Origin of the sequence: Paracoccus sp. SM22M-07 (genome assembly GCF_001887735.1) — a bacterium.
Lineage (GTDB): Bacteria > Pseudomonadota > Alphaproteobacteria > Rhodobacterales > Rhodobacteraceae > Paracoccus.
In genome coordinates this window covers 1-9830 of record NZ_JPKW01000033.1, presented here as the reverse complement: position 1 = coordinate 9830, position 9830 = coordinate 1, and the positions used below count along the sequence as shown (strand labels likewise).

At 64.1% G+C, this 9830-nt stretch carries 9 protein-coding genes; 8 read left to right on the top strand and 1 reads right to left on the bottom strand.

The window, feature by feature from the left end; all coding sequences use genetic code 11:
- Window positions 1-315, top strand: a 315-nt coding sequence (locus tag IE00_RS20475) for a hypothetical protein (protein WP_205949724.1), incomplete at its 5' end; no start/stop codon positions are given.
- Between the two features lie 393 nt (window positions 316-708).
- A complete protein-coding gene (locus tag IE00_RS20470) occupies window positions 709-987 on the top strand; it encodes a hypothetical protein (protein ID WP_205949723.1) in 279 nt (92 codons plus the stop codon).
- Here IE00_RS20470 and IE00_RS19120 read toward each other — a convergent pair.
- Window positions 984-1253, bottom strand: coding sequence for a hypothetical protein (locus IE00_RS19120; RefSeq protein ID WP_072298757.1), 270 nt, complete (start codon window positions 1251-1253; stop codon window positions 984-986). The two genes, IE00_RS20470 and IE00_RS19120, sit on opposite strands and share 4 nt — an antisense overlap.
- Before the next feature lie 244 nt (window positions 1254-1497).
- Between IE00_RS19120 and kdpF the strand changes: the two genes are divergently transcribed.
- From kdpF to IE00_RS19090, 6 genes are read left to right on the top strand one after another with little or no spacing between them, the layout of a single operon-like run.
- Complete coding sequence (kdpF, locus tag IE00_RS20995; RefSeq protein ID WP_072298756.1) at window positions 1498-1584, top strand: K(+)-transporting ATPase subunit F; 87 nt, start codon at window positions 1498-1500, stop codon at window positions 1582-1584.
- A 10-nt stretch (window positions 1585-1594) separates the two neighbouring features.
- Window positions 1595-3298, top strand: a complete 1704-nt coding sequence (kdpA, locus tag IE00_RS19110; protein WP_072298755.1) for a potassium-transporting ATPase subunit KdpA — start codon at window positions 1595-1597, stop codon at window positions 3296-3298.
- A gap of 39 nt (window positions 3299-3337) precedes the next feature.
- Window positions 3338-5347, top strand: coding sequence for a potassium-transporting ATPase subunit KdpB (gene kdpB / locus IE00_RS19105; protein WP_240494013.1), 2010 nt, complete (start codon window positions 3338-3340; stop codon window positions 5345-5347).
- Window positions 5348-5358: 11 nt separating this feature from the next.
- Window positions 5359-5949 (top strand): K(+)-transporting ATPase subunit C, encoded by a 591-nt coding sequence (kdpC, locus tag IE00_RS19100; RefSeq protein WP_072298753.1) that lies wholly within the window; start codon window positions 5359-5361, stop codon window positions 5947-5949.
- Between the two features lie 3 nt (window positions 5950-5952).
- The gene (locus IE00_RS19095) at window positions 5953-8634 is read left to right on the top strand and encodes a sensor histidine kinase KdpD (protein WP_072298752.1); all 2682 of its coding nucleotides are present in this window, start codon (window positions 5953-5955) and stop codon (window positions 8632-8634) included.
- Window positions 8631-9323 carry a response regulator gene (locus IE00_RS19090; RefSeq protein WP_072298751.1) on the top strand — a complete coding sequence of 231 codons (693 nt, stop codon included), beginning with the start codon at window positions 8631-8633 and terminating at the stop codon, window positions 9321-9323. Before IE00_RS19095 ends, IE00_RS19090 begins: the two co-directional genes overlap by 4 nt.
- Window positions 9324-9830 lie beyond the last annotated feature (507 nt).

The window sequence follows — 9830 nt, the reverse complement described above, 5'->3', positions numbered from 1 at the left end:
ATCTCCTCCGGCTTGTGCTTTTTCTGGGGCATTCCTGCATCCTCCAAATGGCTCAAAAGCCATACCTCAGGGAGGACCACTTTTCAGGGGGCAGACCAGTATTATTCATCAAACACTTCACTTGCTAACTTCTTTATGCTATTTTTTATTTATGCGCCTCAATCAATTTTTGTTGTCTCGACAGCTGAAATTGGTGGGTTAGACGTATCATTCTACATCGGCGTCGGTCCTACCCCCCAACAACGAGGGTCGCCCATTGACATCGGCGGAATTTCTATAATTGTTGTTTTTCTTCGAAAAATATATTATTCCTAGTATATTTAAAATGGTTCGCATCATCATTTACTTTCGCGAATGGTTGACTTATGTAGATCAGTTTTTCAAATATGAATGCTAGCAGTATAAATTATAAAATAATATTCATTAATCGTTCAAGAATTAGAAAAAATTCAAGTCCCGGCACTGTAATAGAAGATCAAACGGACTGTGTATAGGGTGCGGGTTCAGGATTCACCGCTCACGCACTGGATCACCGCCTGATGGATAAAAAAAGACAATTTTCAAATCTGCCGCAATTAATCATAGCAGCCCGGCGCCTCTAGGGGATCCATTCATGAGCCAGCTCAAATTTTTGCCACTAAAAGTTTTTTTTGAGGATGATAACACTTTTTGCGAAAACGATTCTCAAGGCCAATCGATAGGAACACTATGACAAGCCTTCTAGGGTCAAAGGGTACCGAAAATTTAAATGAAAGCAGTGCAATGATAGAAAATCAAAGCAGACAGCGCCGAGAGGCCGAAATTGCCTTCGATAAAACTAAATCTCCGCGGAATGCTCGCGACCGTGCATTTGACGATATCGATGCCAAGCGAATTGCCGGTGAAGAAAAGACTGCGAGATTACGCGAAGCTCGGCTATCGAGGCAAGCCACCCACAAAGCAAGTCATATGGCCAAGCCAGCATTGAAAAATGCTAAGAGGCGCTAATGCCCTGCCATTGAACTTCGTTCGATTTCAAATTCAAGTTCTTGGCTAAGAATTCGTGACCAAGCGTTCAGTCCCGTCATCAGGTGGATCGGATTTAGAATGAATCTGTCTGACCTGAGTTTCCCGATCTTGCAGATGTATTTATAGATCGTGAGCTCGCCAAGGGTCTTGCGCCAGCGCGCGAAATTGTCGGTGGCTACGAAGTCGGTGAGATGAACGCGAAGCTGAATGTGGTCGTCATGAAAGCGTTTGACGGTCGCGTCCATGTTTGTTCGGTTCATCCGCTCAACCTAACCAGCCGCAAATCGTTCAAGCCTCCTCTTTACACGTTCCTTACGAGACCCTCCGCAATTACGCATAGCCTCCTTACGCCGCCTTTGGTGATCGTCCACGCGACACAACACGAAGGTGACGCATGTCCGACATCATCTATCTCGCTCTCGGCGCGGCCGGGTTTCTGGCCTTCATGGCCGGGACCCGCGCGCTGACGCGCCTGTGACGGAGGTACAGATGTTCGATCTGATCCTCGGCCTCGCCGTTGCAGCGGGGCTTCTTGGCTATCTTGTCGTGGCGCTAATGCGCCCCGACCGGTTCTGAGGGCGCAGCCATGCCGACAAGCTATCTCGTCCTCATTCTCTACTGTGCTGCCACGATCAGCCTCGCCTGGTTGCTGGCGGGCTACATGCACCGCGTCTTTACCGGTCAGCGCGTCTGGTTGAGCACTATCATCTCCCCCATCGAGCGCGGTTGCCTTGCCGCCGCCGGACCGGCCGCCACGCGCGCGCAGGGCTGGGCGACTTATGCCATAGCGGTGCTTGCGTTCAACCTGGCCGGCTTTGTCTTTCTTTATCTCGTCCTGCGCCTGCAGGGGATGCTGCCATGGAACCCCGAAGGGATCGGGCCGATGTCCGCCGATCTGGCCTTCAACACCGCAGTAAGCTTCGTCACCAACACCAACTGGCAGGCTTACTCTGGCGAAGTGCAACTGAGCTATCTGGCCCAGATGGTCGGGCTGACGGTGCAGAACTTCGTTTCAGCCGCGACCGGGATGGCGGTGGCCGTTGCCGTGATCCGGGGTTTCGTCGCCGAGGGCGACGCGCGGGTCGGCAACTTCTGGACCGACATGACGCGCGCGGTGCTCTACGTTCTTCTGCCGATCTCGATCCTGGCAGCCGCGCTGCTGATCTGGCAGGGCGTGCCGCAATCGCTTGGCGCCTATATCCGCGCGACGACGCTGGAGGGCGCCAGTCAGGTCATCGCGCAGGGTCCTGCGGCCAGCCAGATCGCCATCAAGCAGCTGGGCACCAATGGCGGCGGCTTCTTCGGCGTCAACTCGGCCCATCCGCTGGAAAACCCGACGATCCTGTCGAACATGGTCCAGTCGGTGCTGATCCTGCTGATCCCGGTCGCCTTCTGCTTCCTCTTCGGTCGCATGGTCCAAGACCGGCGCCAAGGCTGGGCGATCTTTGCTGCCATGGGCGTGCTGTTCGTCGCGGGCCTCTTGCTGATCAACGGCTTCGAGCAGGCGGGCAACCCGATGCTGACCGATCTGACCGGCATCACCGGCCCGAACATGGAGGGCAAGGAGCTCCGCTTCGGCGCCACGCTCTCGGCGCTTTGGGCACAGGTGACGACGGCGGCTTCGAACGGGTCCGTCAATGCGATGCACGACAGCTTCATGCCGATGTCGGGCCTTGTGATGCTGCTGAACATGCAGATCGGCGAGGTGATCTTCGGTGGCGTCGGCGCAGGCTTCTACGGCATGCTGCTCTATGTCGTGATGGCTGTGTTCCTGGCCGGGCTGATGGTCGGACGCACACCGGAATATCTGGGCAAGAAGGTCGAGGGGCGCGAGGTGACGCTGGCCGTCCTAGCCTTCCTGTCGATGCCGCTTGGCATCCTGGTCTTCGGGGCGCTGTCGGCGGTCGTGCCGGCGGGGCTGGCGGCGGTGCAGGATGCGGGGCCCCATGGCCTGTCCGAGATCCTCTATGCCTACAGCTCGGCCACGGGGAACAACGGCTCGGCCTTTGCGGGCTTCGGGGCGGGTGCACCCTTCCACACCACGCTGCAGGGCATCGCCATGCTGCTGGGGCGCTATGCGATCATCATCCCCATGCTGGCCATCGCCGGATCCTTGGCGACGAAACGCCCGGCACCTGCCACGGCGGGGACCTTTCCGACCCACGGCCCGCTTTTCGTGACCCTTCTGGTCATCACCGTCCTGATCCTGGGCGCGCTGACCTTCTTCCCGGCCCTCGTTCTGGGCCCCATCGCCGAGCATGTATCGATGCTGGGCGGGCAAAGCTTCTGAGGCGGAACCATGAGAAAATCCACACTTCCCCTGCCGTCCATGACGGCCCTCGCCCCGACGGCGGCGCGTCAGGCGCTGGTCAAGCTGGCGCCCCGGACCCTGATCCGCAACCCGGTCATCTTCGCGACCGCCGTGGTCGCGCTGATGGTCACGCTGATGGGGCTGCGCGACTTGGCCCTTAGCGTGCCCGGCGCGGGCGTCGCGGTGCAGATCGCGCTCTGGCTCTGGGCGGCGGTCCTGATCGCGAACTTCGCCGAGAGCCTTGCCGAAGGACGCGGCCGCGCTCGCGCCGACAGCCTGCGGGCCACGAAGTCCGAAACGATGGTCCGTGTGCTGACCCAAGCGGACAGCCCGCACGACAGCGCCACACGTGTCTCCTCGAGCAGCCTCCGGAAGGGCCAGTTCGTGCTGGTCGCGGCCGGCGACATCATTCCTGCCGATGCCGAGGTCGTCCAGGGCGTCGCCTCGGTCGATGAAAGCGCGATCACCGGGGAAAGCGCGCCAGTGATCCGCGAATCCGGCGGCGACTTCAGCTCGGTCACGGGCGGCACGCGGATCGTGTCGGACTGGTTGGTCCTGCGCGTCACCGCCGAGCCGGGGCGCAGCTTCCTCGACCGCATGATCGCGCTGGTCGAGGGCGCCGAACGCGGCCGCACCCCGAACGAGATCGCGCTGAACATCCTGCTGGCCGGGCTGACGCTGATCTTCCTTTTTGTGGTCGTGACGCTCGAGCCGTTCGCGGTCTATTCGGGGACGTCGATCCCGGTTGTGTTCCTGGCTGCGCTGTTCGTGACGCTGATCCCCACGACCATCGGCGGGCTGCTGTCGGCCATCGGCATCGCAGGCATGGACCGGCTGGCCCGCGCCAACGTGGTCGCCAAGTCCGGCCGCGCGGTAGAGGCTGCGGGCGATGTGGACGTGCTGCTTCTGGACAAGACCGGCACGATCACCTTCGGCAACCGCATGGCCGACGCGTTGTTCCCCGTGCAAGGCGTCAGCCCGGCGGCGTTGGCCCGCGCCGCCTTCGGTGCCAGCCGCGCCGACGACACGCCCGAGGGCAAATCGATCGTCGAGATCGCCCGCCATGAGCCGGGTGCCGCCGACGGTCTGCCCGCCATCGCCGAGGCGATCCCCTTCTCTGCCCAGACCCGGCTGTCGGGCGCGGACTTGCAGGATGGCACCCAGCTGCGCAAGGGCTCGGTCGATGCCATCCTGCGCCAAACAGGTGCGGTGATGGATGCGGGACTGGCGTCCAGCGTGGAGCACATCGCCCGTTCGGGCGGAACGCCGCTACTGGTGTCGCAAGACGCGCGTATCCTTGGTGCGGTGCATCTGAAGGACATCATAAAGCCGGGTGTCCGCGAACGCTTTGCCGAACTGCGGGCCATGGGCATCCGCACGGTGATGATCACCGGCGACAACCCCTTGACCGCCGCCGCTATCGCGGCCGAGGCCGGCGTAGATGATTTCCTGGCCGAAGCCACCCCCGAGGCCAAGCTGGAGCTGATCCGGGCCGAGCAGGCCAAGGGCCAGATGGTCGCCATGTGCGGCGACGGGACCAACGACGCGCCCGCGCTGGCGCAGGCCGATGTCGGGGTCGCCATGAATTCGGGCACCTCGGCCGCCAAGGAGGCCGCGAACCTGATTGACCTGGACAGCGATCCGACCAAGCTGATCGAGGTCGTGCTGGTCGGCAAGCAATTGCTGATCAGCCGTGGCGCGCTGACCACCTTCAGCATCGCGAACGATGTAGCGAAATACTTCGCCATCCTGCCGGCGCTGTTCATCGCCGCCTACCCTAGTCTTGCAGTCCTGAACGTGATGGGGCTGGGAAGCGCGCAGAGCGCAATCCTCTCGGCGGTGATCTTCAACGCGCTGGTGATCTTGGCGCTGATCCCGCTGGCGCTGCGTGGCGTCAAATATTCGCCTACCGGTGCCGCCGCGCTTCTGCGGCGCAACCTGACCATCTACGGCCTCGGGGGGCTGATCGTTCCCTTCGTCGGCATCAAGGCCATCGACATGGCCGTGATCGCCCTTGGTCTGGCCTGAAGGAGTTGACAATGAACGAACATATCCGCCCCGCCGTGGTGACCCTCGGCCTGATGATCGCCCTGACCGGGATCGCTTATCCATTGGCAATGACGGGGCTGGGGCAGGCCTTTTTGCCCGAACAGGCGAATGCAAGTCTGATCACCCGTGACGGGCAGATCGTCGGCTCGGCCTTTGTCGGCCAGGCCTTCGCCGCGCCGCAATACCTGCATCCGCGGCCCTCGGCTGTGGGTTACGACGCGGCCAGCGCCGGGGCCAGCAACCTCGCCCCGACCAGCGCTGCACTTCTGGCCGAACAGGCCGCGCGGGCCGAGGCTTTCCGCGCCGACACTGGTGCCGCGCGCGTGCCCGTCGATGCCGTCACCGCCTCGGGCAGCGGGCTTGATCCCCACGTCTCGCCGCAGAATGCAAGCGCCCAGGCCGCCCGCATCGCGGAGGCGCGTGGCGCGCCCGAGCCCGAGATCCGCAGCCTGATTGCCGATCACGTCGAGCCGCGATGGCTGGGCATCTTCGGCGAGCCGCGGGTGAATGTGCTGGCGATTAACCTCGCCCTTGACGCGACCTTTCCGCTGGCCCTCACTGCACCGGCAACCGAAGGCTGACCCATGACCGTGACCGACCTGCGCCCCGAACCCGAGGCCCTGCTGGCAGAGGCCGATCGCGAGGGGCGCGGGCGGCTGAAGATCTTTCTGGGCGCGGCGCCCGGCGTCGGCAAGACCTTTGCCATGCTGGAGGCTGCACGCCGCCGCGCGGCCGAGGACGTGGACGTGATCGCCGCCGTCGTCGAGACCCACGGCCGGGCCGAGACCGAAGCGCTGCTGCAGGGCCTCGACATCCTGCCGAAGCGCGCGCAGTTCTATCGTGACCGCATCCTGCACGAGATGGACCTCGACGCGCTTCTGGAACGGCGCCCGGCCCTGGCGCTGATCGACGAGCTGGCCCATTCCAACATCCCCGGCAGCCGCCACGAAAAGCGCTGGCAGGATGTCGAGGAGGTGCTGGCCGCTGGCATTGACGTGCTGACCACGCTGAACGTCCAGCACCTTGAGACGCTGAACGATCGCGTCGCGCGGATCTCGGGCGTGCGCGTGCGCGAGACGGTGCCCGACGCCGTGCTGGAGCGCGCCGACGAGGTCGAGCTGATCGACCTGCCCACCGAGGAGCTGATCGAACGACTGCGGGCGGGCAAGGTCTATGTCCAGGATCAGATCGCGCGAGCGGTGCAGAACTTCTTTTCCAAGGGCAATCTGACCGCCCTGCGCGAAATGGCGATGCGCGCCGCCGCCGACCGCGTGGACGCGCAGCTGCAGGAACACATGCGCGCCAATGCCATCGGAGGCCCATGGCCCGCACAGGAGCGCATCCTGGTCGCACTGACCGAAAGTCCGGTGGCCCGCACGCTGGTCCGCACCGCAAAGCGGATGGCAGACCGGGCGCGAGTCGATTGGGTGGCCATCACCGTCACACCGGCTGACGCCGAGACGGCTTCCGACCCCGAGAAGGACAGTGTCGCGCAGGCGCTGCGCCTGGCCGAGCGGCTCGGCGCCGAGGTCGCGACCCTGCAGGCGGCGGGGCCCATCGCGACCGAGATCTTGGACTATGCCCGCCGCCGCAATGTCAGCCGCATCCTGCTGGGCCGGGCCCGCGCCCGCCCGATCTGGCGGCGCCTGTGGCGCGAGGACGTGGCCAGCGCGGTCATAGACGGTGGCCGCGATTTTGAGGTGACGGTCGTTTCCGAACCGAAGGGAGAGCCAGCACCCGCCCCGGCGCGCATCTGGCCGCTCGAGCGGGACCCGCGCGCCTATGGCAAGGCCACGCTGACGGTGGCCGCGACCGGTCTTATCGCCTTTGCAGCGGACTGGATCTTCCCGGTCCCTTCGCTGGCCCTGATCTTCATGACCGGCGTCATCATGGTGGCGGTTCGGCAGGGCCTCTGGCCGTCGCTTTATGCCTCCTGCCTCAGCTTCCTCACCTACAACTTCTTCTTCACCGATCCCCGCAGTACGTTCCTCGTGATCCGGCAGGACCAGATCCTGACACTGGTCCTGTTTCTGATCGCGTCGATCCTGACCGGAAACCTCGCCGCGCGCCTGCGCGACAGGGCGTTGGCACAACGCGAGATCGCCCTGCGCACCAACCTGCTTTACGACTTTGCGCGCCAAGTCGCCGGTGCCGCCTCGTCGGCCGAGGTTCTGCGCGCGGCGGCGGCCCAAGTCCGAGCCGCGCTTGGTTGCGAGACGGTACTTCTCCGAGCGGGACCCGCAGGACGCCCCGCCATCGAAGCCGCCGAGCCACCGCGCGAGGATCTGGCCCTGCGCGACGCATCCGCCGCCGAATATGCGTGGCGCCGGGGCGAGGAAGCGGGCCGGGCGTCCGGAACGCTGCCGGCCAGTGCGTGGCTGTTCCTGCCCGTGGGTCTGGGTGAGCGGCGGCTCGCCGTCCTCGGGGTGGCCTTTCCGGACGGTCGACCCATCGCGCCTGCCGACCGGCGCCTTCTGGACGCGATGACCGACCAGCTGGGCGTCGCCCTGGAGCGGATCGCGCTGCAGGGCGATCTGGAACAGGCGCTCGTCGCCTCGGAGGCCGAGCGGCTGCGCGCGGCGCTCTTGTCCTCGGTCAGCCACGATCTGCGCACCCCGCTCGTCTCGATCATCGGCGCCGCCTCGACACTGGCGGATCCCGCGCTGGAACTGACGGGTCCGGCGCGCGGCGCCATGGCCGAAACCATTCGCGACGAGGGCGAGCGGCTTGACCGCTACATCCAGAACCTTCTCGACATGACGCGGCTCGGGCACGGGTCGCTTGTTCCGAAGCGGCTCGCCGTCGATCTTCGCGAGATCGCGGGCAGCGCCCGCCACCGGCTGCGCGGGGCGCTGCGCGATCATCAGGTCGCCGTAAAGGTGCCTGCGGGCCTTCCGCCTGTCCTGGCCGATCCGCTGCTGATCGAGCAGGTGTTGATGAACCTTCTGGACAATGCCGCGAAATACGCGCCCGAGGGTAGTGAGGTCACCGTCTCGGCCGCCATCAAGGGTGTCGAGGCAGAGCTTGCGGTCAGCGACACAGGCCCGGGCATTCCGGCCCATGCGCGTGGCCGCGTCTTCGACATGTTCTATCGCGTGGCCGAGGGGGATGGTCGACGAGCCGGAACCGGCCTTGGTCTTGCCATTGCCCGCGGGATCGTTGAAGCGCATGGCGGGCAGATCAAGGCCGAGTCGTCGCAGCCGGACGGCACCGGCACCCGCATCGCCCTGACCCTGCCGCTGGCCAACCCGGAGGCCCCCGCATGACGACGCCGCCCGCTCGCATCCTGATCGTTGACGACGAGGCCCCCATCCGCCGTTTCCTGCGCGTCGCTTTGGAGGCCCAGGGCCATCATGTCACCGAGGCCGCCACCGGCCGCGCCGGCATCGAGGCCGTTGCACTGACGACGCCCGAGGCGGTGATCCTCGATCTCGGCCTGCCGGACCTTGATGGCCGTGAGGTGCTGATGCGCCTTCGTGAATGGAGCCAGGTGCCGGTGCTGGTCCTGTCAGTGCGCGCCGACGAGGCCGAAAAGGTGGCCCTCCTTGACGCCGGCGCGCAGGACTATGTCACCAAGCCCTTTGGTGTGGGCGAACTTCTCGCGCGGCTGCGTGGCCTTCTTCGTGACCGTAGCGCCTCCGCGCCACATGGGGCCGTCCTGCAGATCGCCGATCTGGCAATCGACGCCGCCGCGCGCAGTGTCACCAAGGCGGGTGAGGCGATCCACCTGACCCGCAAGGAGTTCGACCTGCTCTGGCTGCTGGTCTCGAACGCTGGCCGGCTGGTGACACAGGGCGCGGCGCTGGAGCATGTCTGGGGTCCGGCCCATCGCGAGGACAGCCAGTATCTGCGCGTCTTCATCCGGCAGTTGCGCACAAAGATCGGTGATGACGCAGGTGATCCCCGCTATATTTTCACGGAGGCCGGTGTCGGCTACCGCTTTACGAACACATAGGTCGTTGCCGACATAACGTCGGAGAAAGCAGTGTCCGCTTTGGCGGTGCAATTGCAGCATCGCCGACGTTCGATCGCTAAATTTAATCCCTAAATTTCGGCTGCGGTTGCATCCGCTGCGCTTCATCTGAACGTCGCAGATGGGCTCTTCAAGTCGATTGTCCGCCCCTGGCGACGGCTTGGAGGCGCGGCAATCTCTGCGCCGCGCACTCGGCCCATTTCGGCCTTTCACCGCATGCCGGACGCTACAGGGTGCTTTCCCACACCGGACGTTCGTGCTTGGCGCAGCGCGATTGACCAGGCACAGTCTGCTATGCGGGACAAAGCAGTTACTCGCTATAGACGCTCGATCCTTGCCGCGCCTGCGAATGTTTTAGCGCGCAGGGCGAGAAGTAGTCTAATTCAGTTCGAGAGGCTCAGAAGGCGTAGCGCAGGCCGGCGAGCAGGTCGAAGGTCTCAAACTTGCCATCGAAGTTGTCCCCACCCGGGCCGTCGAACCTGCCCGTCT